This window comes from Vibrio sp. PNB23_22_6 (assembly GCF_052877535.1).
Genome location: NZ_JBNFXP010000003.1, coordinates 147,860 through 173,863 on the forward strand (window position 1 = coordinate 147,860; position 26,004 = coordinate 173,863).

The 26,004-nt window shown below is 44.5% G+C and carries 26 protein-coding genes and 1 pseudogene; 20 read left to right on the forward strand and 7 right to left on the reverse strand.

The window, feature by feature from the left end:
• Nucleotides 1–158 precede the first annotated feature (158 nt).
• From ACVA54_RS03820 to purF, 7 genes are all read left to right on the forward strand, one after another.
• Nucleotides 159–4,010: a FimV/HubP family polar landmark protein gene (locus ACVA54_RS03820; protein WP_446649415.1), complete on the forward strand. Its 3,852-nt coding sequence runs from the start codon at nucleotides 159–161 to the stop codon at nucleotides 4,008–4,010.
• Between the two features lie 90 nt (nucleotides 4,011–4,100).
• A complete protein-coding gene (truA, locus tag ACVA54_RS03825; RefSeq protein ID WP_099078531.1) occupies nucleotides 4,101–4,895 on the forward strand; it encodes a tRNA pseudouridine(38-40) synthase TruA in 795 nt (264 codons plus the stop codon).
• 194 nt (nucleotides 4,896–5,089) lie between these two features.
• The gene (gene accD / locus ACVA54_RS03830; protein WP_099078532.1) at nucleotides 5,090–6,016 is read left to right on the forward strand and encodes an acetyl-CoA carboxylase, carboxyltransferase subunit beta; all 927 of its coding nucleotides are present in this window, start codon (nucleotides 5,090–5,092) and stop codon (nucleotides 6,014–6,016) included.
• Nucleotides 6,017–6,061: 45 nt separating this feature from the next.
• Nucleotides 6,062–7,324: a bifunctional tetrahydrofolate synthase/dihydrofolate synthase gene (folC, locus tag ACVA54_RS03835; RefSeq protein WP_099078533.1), complete on the forward strand. Its 1,263-nt coding sequence runs from the start codon at nucleotides 6,062–6,064 to the stop codon at nucleotides 7,322–7,324.
• A gap of 14 nt (nucleotides 7,325–7,338) precedes the next feature.
• Nucleotides 7,339–7,926, forward strand: a complete 588-nt coding sequence (locus ACVA54_RS03840; protein WP_099078534.1) for an SPOR domain-containing protein — start codon at nucleotides 7,339–7,341, stop codon at nucleotides 7,924–7,926.
• 61 nt (nucleotides 7,927–7,987) lie between these two features.
• Nucleotides 7,988–8,479: a CvpA family protein gene (locus ACVA54_RS03845; protein WP_099078535.1), complete on the forward strand. Its 492-nt coding sequence runs from the start codon at nucleotides 7,988–7,990 to the stop codon at nucleotides 8,477–8,479.
• 36 nt (nucleotides 8,480–8,515) lie between these two features.
• Nucleotides 8,516–10,030 (forward strand): amidophosphoribosyltransferase, encoded by a 1,515-nt coding sequence (gene purF / locus ACVA54_RS03850; protein ID WP_119463426.1) that lies wholly within the window; start codon nucleotides 8,516–8,518, stop codon nucleotides 10,028–10,030.
• Between the two features lie 66 nt (nucleotides 10,031–10,096).
• Here purF and ACVA54_RS03855 read toward each other — a convergent pair.
• Nucleotides 10,097–10,562, reverse strand: a pseudogene (locus ACVA54_RS03855) (LysR family transcriptional regulator).
• 279 nt (nucleotides 10,563–10,841) lie between these two features.
• Between ACVA54_RS03855 and ACVA54_RS03860 the strand changes: the two are divergent.
• The 7 genes from ACVA54_RS03860 to recR all read left to right on the forward strand — a co-directional run bounded on the left by ACVA54_RS03860 (nucleotide 10,842) and on the right by recR (nucleotide 16,602).
• Nucleotides 10,842–11,948, forward strand: a complete 1,107-nt coding sequence (locus ACVA54_RS03860) for a response regulator (RefSeq protein WP_099078537.1) — start codon at nucleotides 10,842–10,844, stop codon at nucleotides 11,946–11,948.
• Between the two features lie 218 nt (nucleotides 11,949–12,166).
• The gene (locus ACVA54_RS03865; RefSeq protein WP_099078538.1) at nucleotides 12,167–12,298 is read left to right on the forward strand and encodes a hypothetical protein; all 132 of its coding nucleotides are present in this window, start codon (nucleotides 12,167–12,169) and stop codon (nucleotides 12,296–12,298) included.
• A 15-nt stretch (nucleotides 12,299–12,313) separates the two neighbouring features.
• On the forward strand, nucleotides 12,314–12,718 hold the full coding sequence (locus ACVA54_RS03870; RefSeq protein WP_099078539.1) for a YbaN family protein: 405 nt from the start codon (nucleotides 12,314–12,316) through the stop codon (nucleotides 12,716–12,718).
• Between the two features lie 164 nt (nucleotides 12,719–12,882).
• Complete coding sequence (gene apt / locus ACVA54_RS03875; RefSeq protein WP_099078540.1) at nucleotides 12,883–13,428, forward strand: adenine phosphoribosyltransferase; 546 nt, start codon at nucleotides 12,883–12,885, stop codon at nucleotides 13,426–13,428.
• An 8-nt stretch (nucleotides 13,429–13,436) separates the two neighbouring features.
• Entirely contained in the window at nucleotides 13,437–15,560 is a 2,124-nt protein-coding gene (dnaX, locus tag ACVA54_RS03880; RefSeq protein ID WP_446619413.1) for a DNA polymerase III subunit gamma/tau, read from the forward strand.
• 82 nt (nucleotides 15,561–15,642) lie between these two features.
• The gene (locus ACVA54_RS03885) at nucleotides 15,643–15,972 is read left to right on the forward strand and encodes a YbaB/EbfC family nucleoid-associated protein (protein ID WP_005460082.1); all 330 of its coding nucleotides are present in this window, start codon (nucleotides 15,643–15,645) and stop codon (nucleotides 15,970–15,972) included.
• A gap of 30 nt (nucleotides 15,973–16,002) precedes the next feature.
• Nucleotides 16,003–16,602, forward strand: a complete 600-nt coding sequence (recR, locus tag ACVA54_RS03890) for a recombination mediator RecR (protein WP_099078542.1) — start codon at nucleotides 16,003–16,005, stop codon at nucleotides 16,600–16,602.
• A 50-nt stretch (nucleotides 16,603–16,652) separates the two neighbouring features.
• Here the strand turns inward: recR and aqpZ are convergent, their stop codons facing one another.
• On the reverse strand, nucleotides 16,653–17,351 hold the full coding sequence (gene aqpZ, locus ACVA54_RS03895) for an aquaporin Z (protein ID WP_099078543.1): 699 nt from the start codon (nucleotides 17,349–17,351) through the stop codon (nucleotides 16,653–16,655).
• Nucleotides 17,352–17,562: 211 nt separating this feature from the next.
• Entirely contained in the window at nucleotides 17,563–17,811 is a 249-nt protein-coding gene (locus ACVA54_RS03900; RefSeq protein ID WP_099078544.1) for a YkgJ family cysteine cluster protein, read from the reverse strand.
• A 176-nt stretch (nucleotides 17,812–17,987) separates the two neighbouring features.
• On the opposite strand from ACVA54_RS03900, the gene ACVA54_RS03905 reads away from it, so the two are divergent.
• Nucleotides 17,988–18,428 carry a YcgN family cysteine cluster protein gene (locus ACVA54_RS03905; RefSeq protein WP_119463423.1) on the forward strand — a complete coding sequence of 147 codons (441 nt, stop codon included), beginning with the start codon at nucleotides 17,988–17,990 and terminating at the stop codon, nucleotides 18,426–18,428.
• Between the two features lie 92 nt (nucleotides 18,429–18,520).
• Here ACVA54_RS03905 and ACVA54_RS03910 read toward each other — a convergent pair whose 3' ends face one another.
• On the reverse strand, nucleotides 18,521–18,772 hold the full coding sequence (locus tag ACVA54_RS03910) for a GlsB/YeaQ/YmgE family stress response membrane protein (protein ID WP_099078546.1): 252 nt from the start codon (nucleotides 18,770–18,772) through the stop codon (nucleotides 18,521–18,523).
• 363 nt (nucleotides 18,773–19,135) lie between these two features.
• Here ACVA54_RS03910 and ACVA54_RS03915 point away from each other — a divergent pair, with 363 nt between their 5' ends.
• Both ACVA54_RS03915 and ACVA54_RS03920 read left to right on the forward strand, forming a co-directional pair.
• Nucleotides 19,136–20,827 carry a mechanosensitive ion channel domain-containing protein gene (locus tag ACVA54_RS03915; RefSeq protein ID WP_446617023.1) on the forward strand — a complete coding sequence of 564 codons (1,692 nt, stop codon included), beginning with the start codon at nucleotides 19,136–19,138 and terminating at the stop codon, nucleotides 20,825–20,827.
• 116 nt (nucleotides 20,828–20,943) lie between these two features.
• On the forward strand, nucleotides 20,944–21,261 hold the full coding sequence (locus tag ACVA54_RS03920) for a DUF1244 domain-containing protein (protein WP_099078548.1): 318 nt from the start codon (nucleotides 20,944–20,946) through the stop codon (nucleotides 21,259–21,261).
• Between the two features lie 74 nt (nucleotides 21,262–21,335).
• On the opposite strand, the gene ACVA54_RS03925 is transcribed toward ACVA54_RS03920, so the two are convergent.
• On the reverse strand, nucleotides 21,336–22,430 hold the full coding sequence (locus tag ACVA54_RS03925; RefSeq protein WP_446579828.1) for a PLP-dependent cysteine synthase family protein: 1,095 nt from the start codon (nucleotides 22,428–22,430) through the stop codon (nucleotides 21,336–21,338).
• 145 nt (nucleotides 22,431–22,575) lie between these two features.
• Here ACVA54_RS03925 and ACVA54_RS03930 point away from each other — a divergent pair, with 145 nt between their 5' ends.
• Nucleotides 22,576–23,043: an Lrp/AsnC family transcriptional regulator gene (locus tag ACVA54_RS03930; protein ID WP_099078550.1), complete on the forward strand. Its 468-nt coding sequence runs from the start codon at nucleotides 22,576–22,578 to the stop codon at nucleotides 23,041–23,043.
• A 95-nt stretch (nucleotides 23,044–23,138) separates the two neighbouring features.
• On the opposite strand, the gene tesB is transcribed toward ACVA54_RS03930, so the two are convergent.
• Nucleotides 23,139–23,999, reverse strand: a complete 861-nt coding sequence (tesB, locus tag ACVA54_RS03935; protein WP_099078551.1) for an acyl-CoA thioesterase II — start codon at nucleotides 23,997–23,999, stop codon at nucleotides 23,139–23,141.
• Between the two features lie 168 nt (nucleotides 24,000–24,167).
• Here tesB and ACVA54_RS03940 point away from each other — a divergent pair, with 168 nt between their 5' ends.
• Nucleotides 24,168–24,602, forward strand: coding sequence for a YbaY family lipoprotein (locus ACVA54_RS03940; RefSeq protein WP_099078552.1), 435 nt, complete (start codon nucleotides 24,168–24,170; stop codon nucleotides 24,600–24,602).
• A 30-nt stretch (nucleotides 24,603–24,632) separates the two neighbouring features.
• On the opposite strand, the gene ACVA54_RS03945 is transcribed toward ACVA54_RS03940, so the two are convergent.
• Nucleotides 24,633–24,935: a DNA base-flipping protein gene (locus tag ACVA54_RS03945; RefSeq protein WP_099078553.1), complete on the reverse strand. Its 303-nt coding sequence runs from the start codon at nucleotides 24,933–24,935 to the stop codon at nucleotides 24,633–24,635.
• 273 nt (nucleotides 24,936–25,208) lie between these two features.
• Here ACVA54_RS03945 and ACVA54_RS03950 point away from each other — a divergent pair, with 273 nt between their 5' ends.
• On the forward strand, nucleotides 25,209–25,952 hold the full coding sequence (locus tag ACVA54_RS03950; protein ID WP_099078555.1) for a hypothetical protein: 744 nt from the start codon (nucleotides 25,209–25,211) through the stop codon (nucleotides 25,950–25,952).
• Nucleotides 25,953–26,004: the final 52 nt, after the last annotated feature.

Below are 26,004 nucleotides of genomic sequence, written 5' to 3' on the forward strand. Positions count from 1 at the left end.
GCTTTTTTGTTCGAACGAAGTAAATTAGTGTGAGATTAGTACGAATATGGTGAGATCCACACATTTTTTTCCCTTAAAGCTATAGTTTTGCGTGTGTTATCCGATATATTTAACCGATCACCATTTCAAATCTTTACTAGCACCAAACTGAGCCTTCTATGCGTCAAAATTATAAGTGTTTGTTAGCCGCCCTTGTGTTGATGAGCACGACTCAGACATCGTCAGTGGTTCAAGCCGAAGGAATTCGTCTTGTGGGTCCTTCTGGCGAAGTGCAAGCCTCTCCGAGTTACGCTGGGGAGATTGAACGAGCGTTACCCGCTAATACTCAACCTTCGCGCTTTTTTGGCCCCACCGGTCAAAATGAAACGCTATGGTCGATTGCTTCTCAATTGCGACCTTCTCGTAATGTTTCTGTCCAACAGACGCTGCTTGCCATTTACCGAATCAACCCTCAAGCGTTTGACAATCAGAATATACATGAGTTGATCCCTGGTAGTCGTCTTCGTATTCCTTCATTAGAGCAAGTCCAAAGTGCAACCACAGCACAAGCTGTGGCGATTATGAAAGCCCATGAAGCGAGATCGAATCAGCCTAAACCACCTAAACCAGCACCGGCTAAATCTATCGTCGAGCAGCCAAAGCCAGTAGCAGAAACCACCAAGCCTAAAGTTACGTCGGAAACGGTTAAACCAGAAATGGCCAAACCTAAGCCGGTTAAATCGGTTGAGCTAACCCCATTGGTTCCTACCGTAACCACTTCTCCAGAAGGTGAGAAGCAGGTAAGTGTGCTTAAAGATAAACTTCAGATTTCTCAAGGTGAGCTTGAGTCGCTTGAAGAAAAGAATCATCGTCTTCGCTTAATGCTTTCTGATGTGCAAAACGAAGTAGAAACGCTAAAAACGGAGCTTAATGACGAAGCGCGTATCCGCACGGAAGTAGAAAAGTTACTGGCAGAAGAACGCAAGCGTCTTGATGAGCAGCAACGCATGCAACCAAGTACAATGGATAAGATTCTATCCAATGGCTGGTTAGTGGGACTTGCTGCGCTAATTCCAGGCGCATTGATCGCTTTACTTGTGGTCACGTTGTTGGGTCGCCGTGCGAAATCGGAAGAGGAACAGGCTGCGGCACAGGAGCCCCAAAGTATCGATCCATTAGCGGCGCCACTTGGATTAGCGGCCGCGGAGGAGTTAGAAGAAGAGTTAAGCTTGGATGATGACCTATTTGGTGATGATGAGAGCGCAAACCTATTCGATCAAGAAGAGAAGCCAGAAGAGGATGATGTCTTTGGCAATCTTGATGACGATGATCTCGACTTCAACCTAGAAGGTGATGACGAAGAAGACCCATTTGCAAGCATTGGTGACGATGGTGACTTAGATGTTGGTTTCTATGAGTTTGATTCTTCCAACAATGGCATCAAAGTAAACGGTGAAGAGAAGGCCCTTGGGCTAGAAGAGATGGAGCGTGCACTTGATGAGGCTTCTCCAGAGCTAGAGATCGCAGATGATGAGCAAGTAGACTTTGATCTCTCAGATGAAGAAAGTGCCAATGACCCATTTGCAGACTTACTAGCGGGTGATGAGCCGACAGAAGATCTACAAAGTGACAGCATTGATCAGGCACTGCTGGATGATTTATTTGCTGATTTTGGTAGTGATGATCTTAACCTTGATGTAGAAGACGATAAGTCATCCTCTGCGGTTTCAGAGCTGGGCTTTTCTGTCGGTGAAGCCACTGAGGATGAAATCGACAAGTTACTGGCACAATACGATCAGCCAACAACAAATAGTGTCGAAGATCTAAGCAAAGAAAGTGATGAAGCGACACCGGATGAACTTGACCCGTTGGATGAGTTAGAAAATATTGCCGGATTGAGTGATGATCCGTCGATCGAAGAAGATAGTACTGAGCTTCTGGATGAGTTGATTGGTCTTGATGATGAAGACGCTTCAGATGACTTTGACCCGCTAAATGAGCTTGAAAAATTATCGGGCTTTGACGGCATAGAAGATCTTGACGAAGATAGCGTAGATCTACTGGATGAGTTACTTGATGATAACAATACGGATGAAGAGCTAGATGAAGACAGTAAAGAGCTTGACCCATTTGATGACTTGATTCGTGAAGATGATGAGCCAACGAATTCTGATTCCTTAAGTGATGATGATTTATTAGCATCACTCGGTTTTGGTCGTTTAGAGCCAGAGGTGACAGAGGGCATTCAATCACAGCCTCAGTCAGTCGTTGAATCAAGTGAAAAGTTAGATGATGAACAGGTACTTGGTCTTGAATCTGGGCTCGATATTGATGCGTTATTGAGTGACAACCAGCCAGAAAGGGAAGTTGAATCCGAGCTTCAAACCGAACCGCTGCGCCAAGAAGCCGATCTGGAGCCAGCGCGAGAGGAACCTGTTAATACCTTTGAAGGTAATGACACTTCTGATGACCTAGATTCAATACTTAATGACGAACCACAAGTCTCTAATGAACAAGATGTGCCTTTTGAGGCTGAAACAGCCCTTGATACGCAACATGAATTGGCTGAGGAACGTACTCATTCAGAGTCAGGTGAAGATGCATCAGAGCTTCTCAATAACTATGCTAACGCTTTAGCACAACAGTCTGAGAGCGAAGTAGACGAAGCTCCTGTATTTACACCAACACCCGATACCGTTGAGAACGAATTTGGCATTCCGCAAGAGGAAGATTGGTTAGTTGATGATATTGAGTCAGAAACGAAGCTAGAACAGGAGCCTATAGCTGCACGTTCGACAGAGACGGATATTGAAGATGAAGAATCTAACTTCGATGCTCTAGAGCTACCAGAATTCAACGAAGACGATGCGCTTGCTTCTATGGCGGATGAACCTGCGTTGCCTGAATCAGAAAAGGTTGCACCAGAAGCGGCGGTAACGGAGACGGCAGAGGAAGAAGCGTTCAACTTTGACGACTTCGATCTTCCAGAATTCAACGAAGACGATGCGCTTGCTTCTATGGCGGATGAACCTGCGCAGCCTGAATCAGAAAAGGTTGCACCAGAAGCGGTGGTAACGGAGGCGGTAGAGGAAGAAGCGTTCAACCTTGACGACTTCGATCTTCCAGAATTCAACGAAGATGATGCGCTTGCATCTATGGCAGATGAACCAACCTTGTCAGAATCTGAAACGGCGGAGCTAAGCTCATCTGCGGAAATGGCAGAAGACAATGCAATGAGTTTCGATGATTTGGATCTGCCTGAGTTCGATGAAGAAGATGCATTAATGTCAATGACGGATAATGCAGAAGCTCATCAGCCAGTATTGCAGTCAGATAACGATCATGACGCACTATTTGAAGTATTCGCGCAACCAGGTGCTTTCATTGCTGATTTTGAATCAGAGAAGAATGAGGTTGAAACTGAGCTAAATGACTTCGAAGAAGCCGCAATGGCAAATTTGCTTGCGGAAAACGTTGATTCACAAGTATTTGATGGCAACTTAGACAGCGATACCGTTGCTAGCGCAGGCATGGACTTTGAAACCATGTTGGGCGTGGGTGATGATTGGAATGGTTTTAAGCTTTCCACCGAATGTACCTCTACGACAGCAGAGGTGCCAGAAGATCAGCGTGAAGTATGGGGCTCAGCAGCCGCATTGGCACAACCTGAAATCGCACCGGAGAATTGGGCGGAGCAGGATGACCTCGCAGACTTTGATCCTAAGAAGCATCAATTCATGACCATTGATGAATTAATGGCTCAAGTGGATAAAGACGGCGGTGAGTTTGAGGAGCAAGAACTAAAGCTGGATGTTGGCTTAAATGAATTCCCTGATGTAATTGGTGATATTGGCGACGTTGACGTTGATAGTAATGCAGAAGCTGCAGGTAAACTTGATTTAGCAAAAATCTATTTGGAAATGAATGATCCTCAAGGCGCGGTTAAGTTATTGGAAGAGGCCATCGTCTACGGTGAAGACGATATTCGCCGAGAGGCCAAGCATCTTATCGACGATATTCATGGTCGATAAATAAAAAGAGGCAGCAAGCGCTGCCTCTTTTTGTATCTGGAAGGCGTTGAGTATATACTTCCCGCCCCATTTTAGAGTTCGAAGGTTAAAATGAGAATCGCATTAGGTATCGAGTATAACGGTACAAACTACTTTGGTTGGCAACGCCAAAGAGAAGTGAAAAGTGTCCAAGAAGAGCTAGAAAAGTCACTATCGATTGTTGCGAATCACCCTGTGGAAGTGCAGTGCGCTGGTCGTACTGATGCCGGCGTGCATGGTACTGGTCAGGTGGTTCACTTCGACACCAACGTAAGCCGTAAAATGGTTGCTTGGACCATGGGGGCGAACGCAAACATGCCTAGTGATATTGCTGTCCGTTGGGCGGCAGAAGTTTCTGATGACTTCCATGCGCGATTCTCAGCAACAGCGCGTCGTTACCGCTATATCATCTTTAATCATGCATTGCGTCCAGGTATCTTGAGCTCAGGTGTGAGTCATTACCACGGTGATTTGGATGAAAAGAAAATGCATGAAGCGGGGCAGTACCTGTTGGGAGAAAATGATTTTACGTCATTCCGTGCAACGCACTGCCAGTCTCGCAGTCCGTTTCGTAACTTAATGCACCTTAACGTGACGCGCCATGGTGATTACGTTGTGATTGACATTAAAGCGAATGCCTTTGTTCACCACATGGTGCGGAACATCACTGGCAGCCTGATAAAAGTGGGGCGTGGTGAAGAAAAACCAGAATGGATCAAGTGGTTGTTAGAAGCAAAAGATCGCAAATTAGCCGGGGCAACTGCGAAAGCGGAAGGCTTGTATTTGGTGGATGTGGATTATCCTGAAGAGTTTGGATTACCACAAGTGCCGATCGGCCCGCTATTTTTGCCAGATAATTTGAACTAAACTGCGAACTTGTTTCAAAAAATCGGTATTTTAGGCTGGATAAACACGAAAATTGTGCGTTATTAATGATAGCAAAAATAGGTACAACCAGTTTTTTATCTACAGTCGCGGTAAGATATGTTTTAATCCATCTGTAATATTTCGAATTTATATCTTTCGCAATGACGCGGAAGAATTGAGAGAAAAGGTCTTCCATGAGTTGGCTTGAAAAGATTTTAGAAAAAAGCAACCTTGTAAGTTCACGCAAAGCTTCTATCCCAGAAGGTGTGTGGACGAAATGTACCTCTTGTGAGCAGGTTCTATACCATGCAGAGCTTGAGCGTAATTTAGAAGTTTGTCCTAAGTGTAACCACCATATGCGCATGAGAGCGCGTCGTCGTTTGGAATCGTTCTTAGACGAAGGCATCCGTGTTGAGCTTGGCACCGAGCTAGAGCCACAAGACAAACTGAAATTTAAAGATTCTAAACGTTACAAAGAGCGTATCTCTGCTGCACAAAAGAGCAGTGGTGAGAAAGACGCCTTGGTGGTTATGCAGGGTGAACTGCTAGGCATGCCACTGGTAGCGTGTGCATTTGAATTCTCCTTTATGGGGGGATCAATGGGTTCTGTGGTAGGTGCTCGCTTTGTAAAAGCGGTCGACGCTGCGATTGAAAACAACTGTGCACTTATTTGCTTTTCTGCAAGTGGCGGTGCGCGTATGCAAGAGGCATTGATGTCTCTAATGCAAATGGCGAAAACCAGTGCCGCACTTGAGCGTCTATCTGAAAAAGGCCTGCCATTCATTTCAGTGCTGACTGACCCAACAATGGGCGGAGTATCGGCGAGCTTGGCGATGCTAGGGGACATTAATATTGGTGAGCCTAAAGCACTGATTGGTTTTGCTGGTCGTCGCGTCATCGAGCAGACCGTACGTGAAGATCTCCCTGAAGGTTTCCAGCGTAGTGAGTTCCTGCTAGAACACGGTGCAATTGATATGATTGTTGACCGCCGTGAAATGCGTCAACGTGTGGGTGGGTTGATTGCCAAGCTGACTAACCACAAGTCTCCTTTGGTGGTTTCGGTTAACGAATCTCCAAATGAAGAGCCATATTCTGTACCAGAAGCGGACGAAAAAGGGTAAAGTATCACTAACACAAAAACCAAAGAAATTAATGGTTAAAGTTAGATGACCCAAAACTCTATTCCTCAAGCCACATCCTCCCTGACGGTGTGGCTTGATTATTTAACAAAACTCCATACATCAGCAATCGACCTTGGCTTAGACCGCGTTCAAGCGGTAGCGCAAAAAGCCAACCTCATTAAACCAGCTCCTACTGTGATCACCGTTGCCGGCACCAATGGCAAAGGCTCGACGTGTGCATTGATGGAAGCGATTCTACTGGACGCAGGCTACTCGGTGGGCGTTTACAGCTCTCCGCACCTGATCCGTTATAATGAACGCGTTCGTATCAACGGCGTAGATGCATCAGACAGAAAACACGGTGAAGCGTTTGACTATATTGAGAAGCAGCGCGGCGAGATCAGTCTAAGCTTGTTCGAATTCGGCACGTTAGCCGCACTTCGTATTTTCCAAGTTGAGAAAGTCGACGTTGTTCTGTTAGAAGTTGGTCTTGGCGGCCGTTTAGATGCAACCAACGTGGTTGACCACGATGTCTCGGTTATTACCAGTTTAGCAATTGACCATGTGGATTGGTTAGGTGATGACATCAATGTCATTGGCTTTGAAAAAGCAGGTATTTACCGTTCCGGAAAGCCTGCTATTTGTGGCCAACCAACCCCACCGGCTACTGTCGCGGCTCATGCTGACGATATCGGTGCAGAATTTTTCCAAGTGGGCATTCAATTCGACTACCAACTAACAGCTAAGGGCTGGAAGTGGAGTAGCGGTGCTTTTGCGCTTGAAGACCTTCCTGTTCCATCTTTACCTCTCCCTAATGCTGCAACTGCGTTAATGGCGCTTGGCGCGTCAGAATTGCAAATCACTGACATTAATATTGTTAATGGCTTGAATAATGCTCGGCTTGCTGGTCGCATGCAGGTTCTACAAACAGAGCCAGAAGTTGTTCTTGATGTGGCACATAACCCTCACTCAGCAGAGTATTTGGTTGAGAAGGTAAAAAGCCGATACAAAGGTAAGAATATCCACGTCGTTATCGCAATGCTGCATGATAAAGACATCAAAGCGACAATTGAAGCGCTAACGGTAATTGCAACACAATGGTATCCAGCATCGTTGACTGGGCCTCGTGCGGCGACAGCAGATGAATTGTGCCAATACTTGCCTGAGGGGCAGGCCCAGTTCCAAACCCCAGTAGACGCGTTTGAGAGTGCGAAAAGCAGCGTCGCAGACGATGATGTGATTCTGGTTGTTGGATCATTCCATACGGTGGGCGAAGTATTGGAACATTGGCAATCAAATAATGGGTAATCAAAGGTAATTTGATGGCAAGTAAATTCCAAAGTCGTTTAGTCGGCACCATTGTTTTAGTCGCGGTTGGGGTCATTGTGCTCCCTGACGTGTTAGATGGTAAGAAACTGCACTACAAAGAAGAATTTGCCAGTATCCCTATCAAACCTGAACTTGATAGTGATGTGGAAAACTTCGAAATTTTAGAGCCAGTAGAGGATGTTATCTCTCTGCCAGAATCGCCTGTTACTGCGACAATCAGTCAGTCAGAGGGATCCCAAGGCAGCGTTTCTGAGTCTGACGTTGTTCCTCAACCAGAAGTCGAAAAACAACCTGAGTCGGTTGAAGTGGTAGTTCGTCCAGTTGAAGAAAAAAATCAATATCAAGACTCGGCTTGGATCATTCAGTTGATGGCACTGAAGAATCATGACAATGCCGTCGCGCTTGTCGATGATTTACAGAAGCGAGGTTATCAAGCTCATGTGAAGAAAGAAAATAACTTTACCAGAGTGATTGTTGGTCCTGACGTGTCAAAAAGTAAACTTGAACGACAGGTCAAGGAATTACAAAAAATAACAGGCTCAAAAGGTCAATTGCTTAAATTTAAGCCATTAAATCCATAAGAAAACGTTTGCGTCAGCATTTTTTCTGTTAAAATGCGCGCCAACTTAAGATGAAGAAAACATGAATTGGTTAGATTTTGTCATTTTAGGTGTGATCGGATTTTCAGCTCTGATCAGTTTAGTTCGCGGTTTTGCTAAAGAAGCTTTGTCTTTGGTGATTTGGTTCGGAGCGTTTTTTATCTCCAGTAACTATTACACTAAATTAGCGGTGTACTTCACCAATATTGAAGATGAAATGTTTCGAAACGGAGCCGCAATTGCGGCGCTATTTGTCGCGACTTTAGTTGTTGGTGCGGTGGTGAATTACGTCATTGGCCAACTGGTACAAAAAACAGGACTGTCAGGTACTGACCGACTTCTCGGTGTGGTGTTTGGTGGTTTACGTGGAGTATTGATTGTTTCTGCGGTGCTGTTTTTTATGGATGCGTTTACAGCATTCCCAAGCTCGGATTGGTGGAAAGAGTCACAGTTGGTCCCAGAGTTCAGCCGTATCATCGCCCCATTTTTCGAGCACTTACAAGCAACATCAAGTTTTTTGTCTGGCACTATCTAGTAGTGCCAGCTACTGTCGCAAATCGAGGATTAGGACATGTGTGGTATTGTTGGAATCGTGGGCACAACGCCTGTAAACCAGTCTATTTATGACGCGTTAACGGTGTTACAGCATCGTGGCCAAGATGCCGCTGGTATTTGTACCATAGAAAGCAATCGTTTTCGTCTGCGCAAGGCGAACGGTTTAGTGAAGGATGTGTTTGAAGCAAAACACATGCAACGCTTGCAGGGTAATGTTGGAATCGGTCACGTACGTTACCCAACCGCTGGCAGTTCAAGTGCCTCAGAAGCGCAGCCTTTCTATGTAAACTCTCCTTTTGGTATTACACTCGCTCATAACGGCAATTTGACTAACGCTCATGAAGTTCGTCAAAAGCTGTTTGAAAAAGATCGTCGCCATATCAACACCACATCAGACTCAGAAGTGCTGCTTAACGTTCTCGCTCACGAAATTGATACCGTGAAGGGCAATGTAACGGCAGATGACGTGTTCCGAGCGGTGACGAATGTACACCGAACGATTCGTGGTGCATACGCGGTTGCAGCCATGATCATCGGCCACGGTATGATTGCATTTCGTGACCCCCATGGTATTCGTCCGCTTTGTCTTGGTAAGCGCGAAGAAAATGGGAAAATGGAATACATGGTAGCATCGGAGTCTGTTGCACTTGATGCTGTTGGTTTTGACTTTGTACGTGATGTAGCACCGGGTGAGGCGATTTACGCAACGTTTGATGGTGAGCTATTCACTAAGCAGTGCGGAGATAATCCAAAACTTAATCCATGTATTTTTGAGTTCGTTTACTTTGCTCGTCCAGATTCATTTATCGATAAGATTTCTGTGTACAGTGCCCGTGTAGAAATGGGCAAGAAGTTAGGTGACCGTATTCGTGAAGATTACGCAGATCTCGATATCGATGTGGTTATCCCAATACCAGAAACCTCCTGCGACATTGCACTGCAAATTGCTCAAGCGATTGATAAGCCATATCGCCAGGGCTTTGTGAAAAACCGTTACGTTGGTCGCACGTTTATTATGCCAGGTCAGCAGCAACGTAAGAAATCGGTACGGCGTAAGTTGAATGCCATCCGCTCTGAGTTTAAAGACAAGAATGTACTGCTTGTGGATGATTCTATCGTTCGGGGCACAACGTCTGAACAGATCATTGAGATGGCCCGCGATTCAGGCGCAAACAAGGTGTTCATGGTTTCAGCTGCGCCGGAAGTTCGTTTCCCGAATGTTTACGGTATCGATATGCCAAGTGCGACGGAGTTAATTGCTCATGGTCGTGATAATGACAGCATTTGTCAGCAGATCGGTGCTGATGCGCTGATTTATCAGCGATTGGAAGACTTGGTTGAAGCTGTTGCTTTAGGTAATCAAGACATCGCCCAGTTTGATACTTCAGTATTCAACGGTGAATACGTGACGGGTGACATTGACCAGCAGTATTTGGATTTCCTAGATGGTTTACGTAATGATGATGCGAAGGCCGAGCGCGAAATTCAGCAGGATATTGCAAATCTAGAGTTGTATAACGAAGGCGCATAATGCTGTCTTTTTAATATAAAAAACCAGAGTCTAGGCTCTGGTTTTTGTATCAGATTTCTGCGGCTATTAGTGAATGTGGTAAGCAATCACATAATCGATGAAAAGGCGTACTTTTTCTGGCAGGTGATCTTTGTGGTTGTAAAGCATGTAGATGTCACGAGGGTTTGCGCTCCAGTTTGGCAGAACGCGTACTAGATCACCGCTAGCAATAAACTCTTTGATCATCACGTCTGGCATTAGCGTAATGCGAGCCCTTCCGAACAAGAGCTGCGTACCACATTTAGCGCATCTCTTCAGCTGTTGATGTGAGTCGCTGTAATAAAGGAGAGCACTCATGATAAAAACGCTCGCCTGCTTCAGTAAGAGAAAGTTTACGCGCGTGGCGATTTAGAAGCCTCAGGTTAACAGAATCTTCAAGTGCTTGAATGCGACAGGTGATAGTAGCTACCGGAATCATGGTTTTTCGTGACGTTGCAGTGTAGCTCCCATTTTCGACAACCAATCGAAACAGGTTTAGATCATCTAGTTTTATACTTCCCAGGCACGCTACATTACAATTTAGGGTTAATGTATAAATAACTTAGAGATCAAAGTTTGCGTTAAGTCAATATTTTGCACAATTTGCACACACCAGACCTTAACGAATAAAGACCGGTTTGGCATAGAATATTTGTGCAAATGGGGTTTACAAGCTACCTTTTAATCAAGGTGGAAGGGCCTGATATCTTGCTGCATGGTGTTCTGGACGGTCTTAATATAAAGATAATAATGTATAATTTGTTTTTTGACTAAGCTTTGTGAGGTAAAAGGTATGTTTAAGACTCACAGTCAAACGGCAAAGGTCTCGGCGCAGGAAGTGGTTAATCACAAACTGATTATGTTGGTTGACGATGATCCTATATTTCGTGGAGTCACTAGTGCCTATTTGGATTGCCAAGGTTATAGGGTGATAGAAGCCGGGAATGGCTTAGAAGCGCTCAAAATGTTGAGACAGTGCCAGCCAGATCTTGTTTTGTGCGATTTGTCTATGCCTGTTCTAGATGGCATAGAATTTGTAGAAGAAGTAAGTCTTGAATATCCTTCTATGCCAATGATCGTCGTTTCTGCTACCGATGAAATGTCCGATGTTGCCAAGGCATTGCGCTTTGGAATAAAGGATTTCTTATCAAAACCGATCGCAAATTATCGATATTTATCTCAAGCAATTGATAATACGCTTGAAGATTGTGATCGCCACTTTTCCGAGCAGCGCGATTTTGCGAGTCAATGGTTTAGGGTCGATGATGGTGGCGAAATATCAGAAGAGCAAGAGCTACACTGGCATTTAGAATACTTACAGCAAAACCCCAACGCTGCACGAAACTTACTCCATGCGCTGTTGCCAGAAAAAGATACATCTCAGGGAGATTGGAAGTGTTCATATCGGTTGTTGCAATCGACGGATGTTATGCCTCTCGTTTTTGACTACCGTTGGTTGATAAATGGGCAGTTTGCTTTCTATCTTGTGGATTCAGCATCATCTGAAGATGGCGGCGTTGCGACGACATTGTTGGTTCGAGCTCTTTTTGATGATTATGTACGTAACTTAAGTAGCTTTAGCGCTGACCTTAAGGATATCGCAGAGGTTATTGAGAAAGGCATTCTCTGCTCTGAAGGGACAGGGGTTGTTAACGCAGTATTCGGAATTGCTGATCTTGCGTCTGCAACGGTATCTATTTTGCCTGCTGGCTTGGATAGCCAATGGTCAGATGGGGTCGCCAATCAACACATCGCTGCAAGTAATCGCTTGGGGGATGGCTGCATGAAAAACTTTATTACAAGTGACTTGCCAATTGACAGTAACGGGCAGTTATCGATTGGGTGTCTAGGCACTTCGAGCTTTGGTTTAAATATTACTAGACTTAATCAACGGGTTTGATTCGCTTATGAATGAATAGCAGCACGTTTGTATTGCTTTTTACTATAAGCCCGTTCGGTTTCATCTTTTGTTGCGCATATAACCTTACTCTTTGTCGGTGTTTAACGTTGGTTTATTAGGGTATATTTAACTAATGAAACAATAAGTGCTCACTTGTGTAACGTTTACTTAACGGTGTGCAATGAGAGAAGTAAACATAACTAATGAGAAGATACATCATGGCAGACAACGACGTTAAAGAGCCTTACAATATTTTTTACTTTTTAGGTTTTGTTGCAGTTCTTTTAATCCCAACGCTACCAGCAACGCTGACCTGGATTCGCGTAATGAACGGTTACGCTACTTTTTGATCGAGTAATTGTTTATTGGAGTTCACCATTCGTATTAAGCGCTATCTTTTAAATATAGTTGGTGGACTCTCTGTTTTGCTTGGCATTGCTGGGGTTGCCCTTCCTCTTTTACCTACTACGCCTTTTATGCTCCTCGCTAGTGCTTGCTTCTTACGTAGCAGTCCGCTATTTCATCAGTGGTTACACAAACACAAAACGTTCGGCCCTCTATTGACGAACTGGGATAAAAATAGAGCCGTAACCCGAGAAGTCAAAGCTCGAGGCGTAATTTTTATAGTGTTGAGTTTTGCTATTTCTATCGTTGTAGTGCCTTACATTTGGCTAAAGTTTGTACTTTTAGTGATGCTAATCGTTTTACTAGGCTGGTTTATACGACTCCCTGTGATTGAGTTGGTTGCTGACAGAGAAGAAAATCACTAAGATTGTAGGGAATAGTGTGCCCGCTCTTCGAGTGGGCGTTTGTATTTTCAACACCTGTGACTTTGTGAATATAAGCACATAGTGGTGAAAGCCTATTGTTTATTGCCCTCGTAATATTGCGATAAGAACGGCGGGTAATGAGCCAATCTAAGTAAATCGGTATTATGACTACAGAAACAATTTCTCTGATCAAATCTAGCATTAAAAGCATCGAAGATTACCCTAAGCCAGGCATCCTTTTTCGCGATGTAACGAGCCTTCTTGAAGATGCACAAGCATACCAAGCGACGATTCATCTAATGGTAGAACGTTACAAAGATATGGGCTTTACCAAAGTAGTTGGTACGGAAGCGCGCGGATTCTTATTTGGGGCACCGCTGGCGCTTGAGTTGGGTGTTGGTTTTGTTCCAGTGCGTAAGCCAGGTAAGCTACCTCGTCCTACTATTGCTCAGTCTTACGAACTGGAATATGGCGTAGATACACTAGAAATCCATGTTGACGCAATTGTAGAAGGCGACAAAGTATTGGTTGTCGATGATCTGCTTGCGACCGGTGGCACGATTGAAGCGACAACAAAACTTATCCGTCAGCTAGGCGGTGAAGTGAACCACGCTGCATTTGTTATCAATCTACCAGAAATTGGTGGTGATAAGCGCCTAGAAGGACTGGGCCTTGACGTATACAGCATTTGCGATTTTGAAGGGCACTGATACATTCAATGAGTTATTTAGCTTTAGCGCGAAAATGGCGTCCTAATAAGTTTGATCAAGTGGTAGGACAGAGTCATGTTCTTACTGCTTTAGAAAACGCATTGGCGCAAAATCGCTTACACCATGCGTACTTGTTTAGTGGTACTCGAGGCGTTGGTAAAACGTCGATTGGCCGACTGTTTGCTAAGGGCTTGAACTGTGAAACAGGTATTACTGCTAACCCATGCGGTCAGTGTGATACTTGTCGTGAGATCGATGAAGGCCGCTTTGTTGATTTATTGGAGATCGACGCCGCTTCTCGTACTAAAGTTGAAGACACTCGTGAGCTATTAGACAACGTTCAATATAAGCCTGCTCGCGGACGCTTTAAAGTGTACCTTATTGATGAGGTACACATGCTCTCGCGTCACTCTTTCAATGCGTTGCTAAAAACGTTGGAAGAGCCGCCTGAGTATGTGAAGTTCCTATTGGCAACGACGGATCCTCAGAAGCTGCCAGTGACGATTTTATCACGTTGCTTGCAGTTCCATCTAAAGCCAATCAGCGTTGATGACATTCATCAGCAACTTGATCACATTTTAGAAAAAGAGCAAGTTTCAGCAGAGGCAAGGGCTCTTGGTATGATTTCCCATGCTGCAGACGGCAGTATGCGAGATGCACTGAGCTTAACGGATCAAGCCATTGCGCTAGGAAACGGCGTTATTCAAACTGAAATCGTGAGCCATATGCTTGGTACGATTGATGCCGACCAAGCCATTCATTTACTGGAATCAATCAGTAGTAAACAACCCCAGCAAGCAATGGATAAAATCCAACAACTTGCATCAAACGGTGTAGAGTGGGATGGCTTGTTACAACAATTGGCATCGCAGTTACATCGTGTCGCTATGTATCAAGCATTGCCATCGACGTTGGATCTGGCACAACCTGATGCAGAGAAAATTGATTTATTGAGTAAAGCGCTGACGCCACAAGACGTACAGTTATACTATCAAATTGCCTTAAAAGGTCGTGAAGACCTGTCGTTGTCACCAAACGGCCGTGTGGGCATGGAAATGATAGTATTGCGCATGATGGCGTTTCGCCCATCAATAAGCAGCGGTGCTAATGTCATTACAACGACGGTACAAGCTCAAGCGGTTCCGGTACAAGCGGTGAGTCAGTCGAGAGTAGATGAAACACTGCAAGCGCCAATGAATACTCCGGTACAACCAGCACCGCAAGAGCCAGCGCAGTCTGAAGCTCAGGCAGTCGCACATACGGGTGATGCTCCTGAATATCCGCCAGAGCATCAAACCGGTGGATATGGCATGCCACCACCACAATATGATATCGCGCCACGAATGGATGAGTCTTCTGCATCACAACAACAGGCGCAAAAAGCAACTCAACCAGCACAGGAGAGCGCACCTGCACGCCCAGGCTTGGGTGGTTTACGTCATCAGCTACGTTCACAGCGCCAAGGTCAGCAACAGGCAGCCTCTAATAACGGTGGCTCAAAAAAGCCTAAGGCGACATCTGCACAAAAAGAGTCGGTCATTGACCGTCTAGCGCAATTGCATGGCAATTCCGCGCAGGTGTCGCCCGCATCTTCACCGCAAGCGGAATCGTCTACAGTTGAAGATGAAGCGTATCGCTGGCGCCCAACCAAACAGGTTGAGAAAAAAGTGAATACGCAGTTGACACCGACGCAGCTTAAGCAGGCGCTTGAGCATGAAAAAACACCAGAGATGGTGCAAAAACTGGTTGATGAATCGTTAGAGAAAAATGAGTGGGCGAAGTTAATCAGCCTAATGAATACGCCAAAATTGGTGGAACAATTGGCATTAAATTCGAACTATTACAAAGAAGGCTCAACGGTTTCGCTACAATTAAGAGGCAGTCAAGCACATCTAAATACTGACAGAGCACAAAGCGAGCTATTAAATGCGCTGAATGCTGTGTTGGGGGAGGAGTGTCATCTAAGCATCGTTATTGGCGAAAGTGGTGAGACTCCTCTAGAGCTGCGAGACCGGCTCTATCAGGAAAAATTACAGCAAGCTCTGAACAGTTTGGAAAACGATCCGTATGTTCAGTTCATCGAGCGTCGATTTGCCGCAGAGCTTGATAGAGATAGTGTTCGCCCTATCTAAAAATTGAACACAGTGGGGTTGAAATCGTAAACTGACAGCCCCATTTACTGATGCAACACCTAATTAAACCAGAGAGATAAACATGTTTGGTAAAGGCGGTATGGGCAACCTAATGAAGCAAGCCCAGCAAATGCAAGAGCGCATGCAAAAGCTTCAAGAAGAAATCGCGAATATGGAAGTAACCGGCGAGTCTGGTGCTGGTCTAGTTAAAGTGACAATCACTGGCAGTCACAGTGTACGTCGTGTTGACATCGATGAAAGTCTGATGGAAGACGATAAAGAGATGCTAGAAGATTTGATCGCTGCCGCGTTTAACGACGCAGCGCGCCGCGTTGAAGAAACTCAAAAAGAGAAAATGGCTTCTGTAACTGGTGGTATGCAACTACCACCAGGTATGAAAATGCCATTCTAATCTGCTGACATTTAATTAAGCGGATTTTCAATGCGTACCAGCCATATGCTGGAGCAATTGATGGAGGCCTTACGTTGTCTACCTGGGGTTGGCCCCAAGTCGGCGCAGCGTATGGCCTTTCATTTGTTACAGCGTGATAGAAAAGGCGGTCTGCAGCTCGCAGATGCGCTAAGTCAGTCAATGACAGAAATCGGTCATTGCACCGAGTGCCGAACGTTCACTGAAGAAGATATTTGCCACATTTGTACCAATCCCAAGCGCCAGGAAAACGGTCAGCTTTGTGTAGTAGAAAGCCCGGCAGACATCGCTGCAGTAGAAGCCACTGGCCAATACTCGGGTCGATACTTTGTACTGATGGGGCATTTATCACCGCTCGATGGTATTGGTCCAAGTGATATCGGTCTTGATGTGTTGGACTATCGTCTGCGCCGAGGTGATATCTCTGAGGTGATTCTTGCCACCAACCCAACGGTTGAAGGGGAAGCAACAGCACATTACATCGCTGAACTGTGTAAAGAACACCAAGTGGATGCAAGTCGAATCGCGCATGGTGTCCCAGTGGGTGGTGAGCTTGAGCTTGTTGACGGAACGACCTTGTCCCATTCGTTACTGGGTCGACACAAGATTTAATAAATAAAAAGCCGCTGAACTCAGCGGCTTTTTTATAAATCGAGAGCGAATCAGTCGTTTGACTCAGTGCCCAGAATATTTTTGTAGATAAGTGCGCCCAGAATACCACCGACAATAGGTGCGACCCAGAATAGCCATAGTTGAGATACCGCCCAGTCACCAAAAAATACCGCTACACCAGTACTGCGAGCTGGATTTACAGAAGTGTTTGTTACAGGGATACTGATTAGGTGGATCAGCGTCAAACATAGGCCAATAGCGATAGGCGCAAAACCTTGAGGGGCACGTTTGTCTGTTGCGCCCATGATCACGATTAGAAACATCATGGTCATCACAACTTCAGTGACGAGCGCAGCCATAAGAGAGTATTGACCTGGAGAGTGTTCGCCATAACCATTTGCTGCAAAGCCGGAACTGACAATGTCAAAGCCTGCTTGGCCCGTAGCGATGATATAGAGTATGCCACCAGCGATCACACCACCAATTACCTGTGCAATGATGTATGGCACAACGTCTTTAGTCTCAAAACGACCACCCGCCCACAAACTGACAGTTATCGCGGGGTTTAAGTGGCAACCTGAAATATGGCCAATCGCGAACGCCATGGTAAGAACAGTCAAGCCAAATGCCAGTGCAACACCGACAAACCCAATGCCTAGCTCAGGGTAGCCTGCGGCTAAAACTGCACTACCACAGCCACCAAGCACTAACCAAAACGTGCCAAATAACTCTGCCATATACTTATTCATGTTGTTTCCTATTTCGGATTTAAATTACTCGTAGAACATAGTAGACACTAGTCAGTAACTGTGAGCGGCATCTGAAAAATTGGCCTAACAGGCAGCTAAAGATAAAGATGTCTCAACTTTGAAACGGAATGTTCAGTGATCGAATTAAATGAACGCTAGGAAAGTACGTGACATAAAGGCGATGGTTCAATTAGGGAGACTTGGTTGGTGATTAAGTCAGTTGTTCTAGTTCCGTAATATTTTTGATCGCGTCTTGATTGGTATTACCACACACGACAGGACACGGCTTAAAGTCATGGCAAACTTTAGGGCGCTCAGGTTTGCCAAAAAGCTTACATAGGTTGTCTTCATTCAATTGAATACAACGTTCTCCTGCTGCTTTGCCCTTTGGCATGCCAGGAATAGGGGAAGAGATACTTGGTGCGATACAGCACGCTCCACAACCCAATCGACAATCCATCTTAACGCCCTCATAAAAATCAGGGGGCAATTATGGACATTTTCAGTCAGATTGGAAGGGGAGGATGGAAATTCACTAGCCTAAATGAGAAACCGTTCGTTCGGTAAACTTGAACTTTTATTGCCAGAGGGGTATAAAACGCATCCTATCCCAATTCGTAATAAGTAGTAAGCGTAATGAACACACCATTTTGGCAAAGCAAATCGTTAGAACACATGACAGAAGAGGAATGGGAATCTCTCTGTGACGGTTGCGGTAAATGCTGTCTACATAAGCTGATGGATGAAGATACGGATGAAATTTACTACACCAACGTGGCGTGTAGCTGGTTGAACAGCAAAACGTGCTCGTGTAAAGATTATCCGAACCGTTTTACTTCAGGTGAAGAGTGCACCAAGTTGACACGTGAAGATATCGATGATTTCACTTGGCTACCACATACCTGTGCATATCGTCTACTTGCAGAGGATCAGCCACTACCAGAGTGGCATCCGCTTATTACGGGGTCTAAATCAGCAATGCATGCTGCAGGTGAAAGCGTGCGAAATAAAGTGGTGTATGAAATTGAAGTGGTGAACTGGGAAGACCACATCTTAAATCACCCAAACCGACAATAATTGAATAAAAAAGCCTTTCACTATTGAGTGCAAGGCTTTTTTATTTTAACAGCATAATTTTTCTTGCAACCATGAAGGTGCTATGTCGAGCGTCACCCTCTTATAAAACGGTGGTATACAAACAAAAGCACAAAAGCGCCTACAGTGGCGGTAATGATGCTGCCGATATTAATACCATCTGCACCGCCTAATCCGAAGAAACTGCCAAGAAAGCCGCCAACAAAAGCCCCCGCAATACCAAGTACCATAGTGGCAATCCAACCCCCACCATCGTTACCAGGCATCAACCACTTTGCGAGAGCACCAGCAATCAGACCAAGAATGATCCAAGATAGAATACCCATAAATTCTCCTTAATCGTTATTTCAATCGATATTACTACGCTTAAATCATAGCTCATCTTTTATAACTCGCATTAAACGAGTTACTGTATGAATCCACCACTTTCAATTTGTGCTCAACATACTTCGAGTATTTGTCATGGGAGAGCAAGAATATAAAAATGATTTTCTATCAGTTACATATGGGAATCGTCTTAAAATGTCACAACTAAAAACTAACAGGAATATTGGTGTAAAATTGACGGGCACTTACTAAATTATGCCCAGCCTCTTACTTAGTGTAGTAAGCTTAAGGTGTTTGATTTCAAAGTATTATACTGTAGTTTTTAGTCGCTCTTATCCAATATCGTCTCTTGCGAGGTAAACATGACGTTTCGATTTCCTTTTGAAGTGCGCTTTCGCTTAAACGCAGTATTCGTTCTGCTTTCTGCGTTATTCTTGTTAATGGGATCCTTTCTTGTTAATGCGACAGAAAGTAGTGAAGTGAAGGAAATTTCGGCCGCAGAAACGTCTATTGATAATATCAATCAAGACATCCGTGATTTATCAGTGAGCTTAAAACAAGCCAGTGGCGATGAACGAGATGCGTTGCAACTTCAGCTGTTTCAAAAAAATGAAGAGCTCAGAAAGCGTCTAGCAAGTGCAATCAATAATCAGTCTATTCCGAACGACAAATTGATTGAGTTAGTTAAAACTCAAGAAAAATACGCGAAAGGGACTTTTGCTTACTTGGCTGATAAAGTTCACGCGCTCAATGAAGAGATCAATACAGCGAAAGATCAAGATAAGCTTCCTTTGATTAATACTTATCGTGAATTACAGCATTATTTGGATGTAAGTTTTGATGCCCGTTGGCAGAATCTAGCATGGCTTGCGCAACTTGGTGTACCAGACGAGCGTGCTGAAACGTTGTTTAAAGACAGCGTGGATAACCGAATGCGGTTATTGTCGGCATCGGTTGAATATTTGAATCAGCAAAAACAGTTTATAGGCGCGCAAATTTCATCTAGCCCAGAATCTGAAAAAGCGACCTTGCAACTAAGCCAGCTGATCATTAAGCAAAGGTTGGATATCGCTACGGACAGTTTGCGTTCACTACTTTCCATTGGAGACAAAGTCGGTTTAGAAACATCAGAATACAAACGCCAGGTACTTGAAGTCACGGGTAGCGTCACCCATGATTTGCTCAATGTAAAAGTGCTGTTATCGATTCTTAGTCATTGGACTAGTTCTGCAGGCGACTGGTTTGTAGATAACGCACCGCAACATCTTTTTCAGTTGTTTGTCTTTGCGCTGATCTTAGTCATTGCTCGCTCACTAGCTAAACTTACGCGTAAGGTTGTGAGTAAAGCCGTTGCTTCGCAGAACCTGAAACTTTCCCAATTAATGCAGGACTTTTTTATTTCGATGTCCGGTAAAGCAGTATGGCTCATCGGTATCATGGTCGGGTTGTCGCAGATTGGCTTAAATTTAGCCCCAATTCTTACCGGTTTCGGTATTGCTGGTGTGATCATTGGTTTTGCGCTGCAAGATACTCTATCTAATTTTGCAGCAGGTATGATGCTGTTGATTTATCGCCCATTCGATGTGGGTGATTTTGTGTACGCTGGGGGCGTAGACGGTAAAGTGAGTCACATGAGTTTAGTCAATACCACCATTCGTACCTTTGATAACCAGATTATTATTGTGCCAAACAGCAAGATATGGGGAGATGTGATAAAGAACGTTACCCATGAGCGTATTCGCCGTGTCGACATGGTTTTTGGTATTGGTTACGCCGATGATTTACTCAAAGCAGAATCTGTACTGGCCGACATTGTGACCTCTCACCCTGCAGTGCTACGTACTCCTGAGCCAATGATTAAAGTGCATACCTTGAATACGTCTTCTGTCGACTTCATTGTTCGCCCATGGGTAAAAACAGATGACTACTGGGATGTGTATTGGGATGTGACCAAAGAAGTGAAATTGCGTTTTGATCGTGAAGGTATTTCGATTCCTTTTCCTCAACAAGATGTGCACTTACATATGGTGAAGGAAAATAGAAAAGAAGCATAAACTTAGAATGACGGTGATCAGGCTCTGCAAATCGCTGTAGTGCTGCGAAACCAATTCATTCTCACTCAACCCAACATGTTGATGTTTTTTACAATATAAATAAAAAGGAAAGTAAAGTGGCCGAGTTTAAATATAAAAATCTAAGCCAAGAAGAGCAAGACAAGTTAGATGCAGCGACGTTCCGTCGTCTTCTGGCTCATTTAGATGCAAACAAAGATGTGCAAAATATCGATCTTATGATCCTTGCGGGTTTCTGTCGTAACTGTTTCAGTAAATGGTACAAAGCAGAGGCAGAGGCGTTAGGTGCTGACATCAATATCGATGACGCTCGCGAGCGTGTTTACGGGATGACCTACGACGAGTGGAAACAAAACCACCAGCCAAAAGCGACACCAGAACAGATGGCTGCTTTTGAAGCTCGCCAGAAGAAGTAATTGGCGAGTACGTTAAGCCGATATAAAACAGCCCGCTGACTCAGCGGGCTTTTTTTCTATTGGCAATATGATTCTTACTCAGTGATTGGGCCGCAACATGCTGGCTCAACACAGCCTTTTGCTTGGATGATTTCAAGCTGCGCTAGGTAAGGTTGAATATCACCGATGTGCTCTTTTACCCACTCCATATTGTAGTAAGTATCTAGATAACGTTCACCAGAATCACAAAGTAGTGTCACTATCGAACCATTCTCACCACGTTGTTTCATCTCGCAAGCTAATTGTAATACACCGTATAGGTTGGTACCGGTTGATGCACCCACTTTTCGGCCTATTAAGCCTGATAGCCAATGTGCGGTTGCCACGCTTGCTGCATCTGGGATTTTGCGCATTTCGTCAACAACACCAGCAATGAAGCTTGGCTCAACGCGTGGTCGGCCAATGCCTTCGATCTTACTGCCGTTTTCGCCTCGGATGTCCGTATTGCCTGATTGGAAGTAGTCAAAGAATACTGAATTCTCCGGGTCAACCACGCATAGTTTAGTGTCGTATTTTTGGTAACGAATAAAGCGTCCGATGGTTGCTGATGTGCCACCAGTACCAGGACTCATTACTACCCAGCTTGGGATAGGATGATCTTCTAGCTTCATTTGGCTGAAGATAGAGTTGGCGATGTTGTTGTTGCCGCGCCAGTCTGTTGCACGCTCTGCATAGGTAAATTGGTCCATGTAGTGACCGTTTAGTTCTTCCGCTAGGCGGCGAGATTCATCATAAATCTGGTCTGAACGGTCAACAAGATGTGCTTTACCGCCGTAGAATTCGATTTGTTCAATTTTCTTGCGCGCAGTGGTCTTTGGCATCACAGCAATAAATGGCAAGCCTAGCAGACGGGCGAAGTAGGCTTCAGAGACCGCTGTACTGCCTGACGATGCTTCAATAACCGTCGTTTCTGGACCGACCCAGCCGTTGCATATTGCATATAGGAATAGCGAACGAGCTAAACGATGCTTCAGTGAGCCTGTTGGGTGCGTACTTTCATCTTTCAAGTAAATGTCGATACCATCTAGAAAGGGTAGGTCAAGTTTGAATAGGTGAGTATCCGCAGAGCGTTGGAAGTCTGCTTCAATTTTTCGAACGGCATTGTTGATCCAGTTGTGGTCAGTACACATAACGTGTCTCCTCGAAAATTTGTAGGGTTTTTGTTTTTATCTGTAGGGATAATCTACCTATTAATAAAGAGAAAAACTTTGCTATTATTGTTTGTATAATCACCATGGATAGAAAAAATTTCTCTTTATTGAGGCTTTTGTAGAAATGAGTTTAGATAGAATTGATAGGCAGTTGCTTTCTTTACTGCAAAGCGATGGCACGTTGTCATTGAATGACTTGGCAGAGCGAGTCAGCCTGACGAGCACACCATGCTGGAAGCGGCTCAAAAAGCTTGAAGATGAAGGATATATTGAAAAGCGAGTGGCACTTTTGAGCGCAGAGAAACTTGATCTCTCTTTTATCGCTTTTGTACAACTAAAAACCAGCGACCACTCCGAAGCTTGGTATCATCATTTTGTGACCACAGTGAGTGACTTTCCAGAAGTGATGGAGTTTTATCGTATGGCTGGGGAGTACGATTATATGATGAAGGTATTGGTAAAAGACATGAAGCGTTTTGATGAATTTTACAAGCGCTTAGTAAACAGCGTGAAAGGATTATCGAACGTCACCTCGACCTTTGCAATGGAACCGATTAAGTATAAGACGGAATTGCCGATTAGTGGCATATAACGAGTAGGGATTAGCAGTTTAGAATGATAAAAAGGAGTGTTTGAGCACTCCTTTTGTTCCACAGAACTAAAGATTAACACTGACTTGAGTTAAGGTTACTTAGTAAAACGCATGACGCCTTCTTGAACAGCAGTTGCCACTAGGTGACCTTGTTGGTTGTATATCTCGCCACGCACTAATCCTCGAGTGTTGCTTGCGGTTGGACTTTCAATCGCGTACAACAACCATTCATCCATCTTAAACGGGCGGTGGAACCAGATAGAATGGTCGATGGTCGCAACCTGTAAATTTGGCGTCATTAAAGACACTTCGTGTGGGAAAAGTGCCGTGACCAAGAACCCCCAGTCAGAAGCATAACCTAATAAGTACTGATGGATAAGTTGATTCTCTGGCATTTCTCCATTTGCGCGGATCCATAGATATTGCTTCGCTTCTGCTTTTTTAGGGTTTAGAGGGTTTATGATATTGACAGGGCGCGTTTCGATCGGCTTTTCACCGCAGACGGTTTTTCGTAATTTTTCAGGTAGAAACTCAGCAATGTGGCTCGCGAGTTCTGTTTCTGAAGGGAAGTGCTCTGGTCCGGGGATATTTGGCATGGTGTTTTGGTGATCAAAGCCAGGAGCTTCGCCATGATAAGACGCGGTGAGGTAGAAGATCGGACGACCATTTTGAATCGCTTTAACACGGCGTGTACTGAAACTACGGCCATCGCGCAGATTTTCTACATCATAAATGATGGGTTTTTCTGGATCGCCAGGATATAGGAAGTAACTGTGGAATGAATGCACGGTACGAGCCTCGTCGACGGTGTAACGTGCCGCTGATAGCGCTTGTCCAATTACCTGACCGCCGTAAACCTGAGGTAAACCTAAGTTCTCGCTTTGGCCGCGGAACAAGCCTTCTTCTAGCTTTTCGAGTTGCAGTAGGCTAAGCAATTCTCGTAGTGGTTTACTCATGATGTCTCCTCACCGTTATTTTTGTTGTTGCTTCAATTATGAAACAAAATCAATTATTTGATAATTTCTAACTTAGTTAAACTATTGTCAAATGACAGAATTAAACGCAGACAGTGTAATAATCTCCCTTTATACTTAGCGCGAATTGATACACACGCAGAGGCATGTATGAAAAAAACACTACTACTTGTTACTTCTTTACTATTCGGTGCTGCACTAGTGGGTTGCCAATCTTCTCAAACAACACTAACGGAATCAGCCGAGGCATCTATGAAGATCATTACAGGTACAGTGGCTTACCGTGAGCGTATTGCATTACCTCCACACGCGGTGGTGACCGTCGCGCTTGAAGACGTATCTCTTGCGGATGCACCGGCAAAAGTTCTTGCAAAACAAACGTTCGAGACAGAAGGAAAACAAGTCCCATTTGCTTTTGAACTAAGCTATGACAGCAATGATATCAAACCAAATCACCGTTACAGCCTACGTGCTCGTATTGAAGTAGACGGCAAACTTCGCTTCATTAACGACACGAGCATTCCAGTGATTACGGATGCAGAGCAAACTCATCAAGCTAACATCCGTCTGGTGGGTACACGCTAATTTTTGCATTAAAGACTCATTAATGGCAGCTTATGGCTGCCATTTGTATTTTTTCAGTGACACTCTTCCAATTTCAGACACCTCAATCCCTTCTGATTCCAGTTTTTCTTTCTGTCTATCGAGATCTCGACCTTTCAATGATATTTTTCCTTGACTGTTAATTACACGAAACCAAGGAAGTTTACTGCCTTCAGGTAAATTCCCAAGCGCTTTTCCGACATGTCTTGCATAGCCGGGATAACCAGCCATTTTTGCTATATCACCGTAAGTTGAAACATTTCCTTTTGGAATTTGGTGAATTACAGCAAAGATTTGGATTAAAAATTGGTCCATACTTATAGTGTCCGCTGTTGTTTGCCAAGGAATGGTAATATACAAGACTTGTATTTCGCTATTCGTTCTTGCTCCTTAACATCATTTGCTGCTCTTCGTTTCTTAGTGTCCGTTGCTATCTCTTTTTTGAGCAGTGTCTTGATTCCAAAGAGTAAGTTTAAAATACAAACAAGGAATTCAAGCTTAGCTTGAACCAAGATTCACTCAACGACCTTTATCCCATTTTGATATGCCGTTGAGTAACCAACTCCGTTGGGGAAGCTAGGAGGCGCTATGATTTTTTCGACACTTCAATTTCTCATTACGACTTTACTTGCTGTGGTATGCACTCGTGCAATCAGTTTAAGTGAAGGCGATATTCCTTTTATTGCTTTGATGATCCCTGCCTTATGGATGTTGCCGCAAGGTGGTCTTGCTGGTCTCGTTCTGTTAGGTGCGATGACGGTTTATGGTGTTACTTTGTCCATGCAGCCAATCGCGTTGTCCGTTGGTGTGCTTGTTCTTTTTCCTCTGCTTATGGTGGTGTTCTCTCGTCGTAGTTCTTTAGGCGTGCTGCTTACAGCGGGCTTGATTGTTGTCACGTTACAAGTTGGCATTATGGTGACACAACAGTCTGACAAGCTCGGCGGTTCGGCATGGCTTACTGTCGTACAAACGCTCGCCGTGATCGTGATGTGGTGGTCGGCAAGGCACTGGAAGCCTTCGGAAAAACACAGCTGGTGGGCGCTATTGTTATTATTGCCGTTATGGCTTGCTGATTTACCTTATGCAGTACTTGTTGCTCTTAGTATCACGGGCATTCTGGCCTCGATGGAAGCTCTGACTAAGATCAAAAACTCTATGCGTTGGGGTAAACTACTTTGTTGGACTTTACCAACAGTGGGCTTTGCGGTGTTGGTGGTGAGCCCAAACATTGAAGTGCCGAACTCTGTCTTTGTTGTTTGGATGTGTTTACTTGGTACGGCGTGGATGACTGACTACATTTTACGCAGTAATGATGAGCAAACGGAGTTATAGAACGAGGGTATTGCTTTAATTAAATAGTGACCCGTACGACAAACTGTTGATA

Bases quoted from the DNA above. Each gene is read 5' to 3' on its own strand.
- dnaX (WP_446619413.1), top strand. From the start codon at position 13,437: ATGAGTTATTTAGCTTTAGCGCGAAAATGGCGTCCTAATAAGTTTGAT.
- ACVA54_RS03905 (WP_119463423.1), top strand. From the start codon at position 17,988: ATGAACACACCATTTTGGCAAAGCAAATCGTTAGAACACATGACAGAA.
- ACVA54_RS03840 (WP_099078534.1), top strand. From the start codon at position 7,339: ATGGCAAGTAAATTCCAAAGTCGTTTAGTCGGCACCATTGTTTTAGTC.
- purF (WP_119463426.1), top strand. From the start codon at position 8,516: ATGTGTGGTATTGTTGGAATCGTGGGCACAACGCCTGTAAACCAGTCT.
- folC (WP_099078533.1), top strand. From the start codon at position 6,062: ATGACCCAAAACTCTATTCCTCAAGCCACATCCTCCCTGACGGTGTGG.
- ACVA54_RS03865 (WP_099078538.1), top strand. From the start codon at position 12,167: ATGGCAGACAACGACGTTAAAGAGCCTTACAATATTTTTTACTTTTTA.
- ACVA54_RS03900 (WP_099078544.1), bottom strand. From the start codon at position 17,811: ATGGATTGTCGATTGGGTTGTGGAGCGTGCTGTATCGCACCAAGTATC.
- tesB (WP_099078551.1), bottom strand. From the start codon at position 23,999: ATGAGTAAACCACTACGAGAATTGCTTAGCCTACTGCAACTCGAAAAG.
- ACVA54_RS03930 (WP_099078550.1), top strand. From the start codon at position 22,576: ATGAGTTTAGATAGAATTGATAGGCAGTTGCTTTCTTTACTGCAAAGC.
- ACVA54_RS03885 (WP_005460082.1), top strand. From the start codon at position 15,643: ATGTTTGGTAAAGGCGGTATGGGCAACCTAATGAAGCAAGCCCAGCAA.
- ACVA54_RS03945 (WP_099078553.1), bottom strand. From the start codon at position 24,935: ATGGACCAATTTTTAATCCAAATCTTTGCTGTAATTCACCAAATTCCA.
- ACVA54_RS03845 (WP_099078535.1), top strand. From the start codon at position 7,988: ATGAATTGGTTAGATTTTGTCATTTTAGGTGTGATCGGATTTTCAGCT.
- ACVA54_RS03915 (WP_446617023.1), top strand. From the start codon at position 19,136: ATGACGTTTCGATTTCCTTTTGAAGTGCGCTTTCGCTTAAACGCAGTA.
- truA (WP_099078531.1), top strand. From the start codon at position 4,101: ATGAGAATCGCATTAGGTATCGAGTATAACGGTACAAACTACTTTGGT.
- ACVA54_RS03910 (WP_099078546.1), bottom strand. From the start codon at position 18,772: ATGGGTATTCTATCTTGGATCATTCTTGGTCTGATTGCTGGTGCTCTC.
- accD (WP_099078532.1), top strand. From the start codon at position 5,090: ATGAGTTGGCTTGAAAAGATTTTAGAAAAAAGCAACCTTGTAAGTTCA.
- ACVA54_RS03940 (WP_099078552.1), top strand. From the start codon at position 24,168: ATGAAAAAAACACTACTACTTGTTACTTCTTTACTATTCGGTGCTGCA.
- recR (WP_099078542.1), top strand. From the start codon at position 16,003: ATGCGTACCAGCCATATGCTGGAGCAATTGATGGAGGCCTTACGTTGT.
- apt (WP_099078540.1), top strand. From the start codon at position 12,883: ATGACTACAGAAACAATTTCTCTGATCAAATCTAGCATTAAAAGCATC.
- ACVA54_RS03925 (WP_446579828.1), bottom strand. From the start codon at position 22,430: ATGTGTACTGACCACAACTGGATCAACAATGCCGTTCGAAAAATTGAA.
- ACVA54_RS03860 (WP_099078537.1), top strand. From the start codon at position 10,842: ATGTTTAAGACTCACAGTCAAACGGCAAAGGTCTCGGCGCAGGAAGTG.
- ACVA54_RS03820 (WP_446649415.1), top strand. From the start codon at position 159: ATGCGTCAAAATTATAAGTGTTTGTTAGCCGCCCTTGTGTTGATGAGC.
- aqpZ (WP_099078543.1), bottom strand. From the start codon at position 17,351: ATGAATAAGTATATGGCAGAGTTATTTGGCACGTTTTGGTTAGTGCTT.
- ACVA54_RS03950 (WP_099078555.1), top strand. From the start codon at position 25,209: ATGATTTTTTCGACACTTCAATTTCTCATTACGACTTTACTTGCTGTG.